At 52.8% G+C, this 250-nt stretch carries 1 other RNA gene; it reads right to left on the reverse strand.

What is annotated here, in order from left to right:
• Positions 1-39: 39 nt before the first annotated feature.
• A non-coding RNA gene (locus V6944_RS15520) (RtT sRNA) lies at positions 40-166 on the reverse strand.
• Positions 167-250 lie beyond the last annotated feature (84 nt).

The following is a 250-nucleotide window of genomic DNA, read 5'->3' on the forward strand; positions in this document are numbered from 1 at the left end:
CAGATAGCAAAAAAGCGCCTTTAGGGCGCTTTTTTACATTGGTGGGTCGTGCAGGATGACTCGCTTCGCTCGCCCTTCGGGCCGTCGCCGCAAGCGGCTCCGTTGTCTCACTGCGTTCGACACCGAACCTGCAGCAGGTTCGAATCTTCCAAATCGCAGATAGCAAAAAAGCGCCTTTAGGGCGCTTTTTTACATTGGTGGGTCGTGCAGGATTCGAACCTGCGACCAATTGATTAAAAGTCAACTGCTC

The organism is Kluyvera sp. CHPC 1.2972 (assembly GCF_036759925.1).
GTDB lineage: Bacteria > Pseudomonadota > Gammaproteobacteria > Enterobacterales > Enterobacteriaceae > Kluyvera.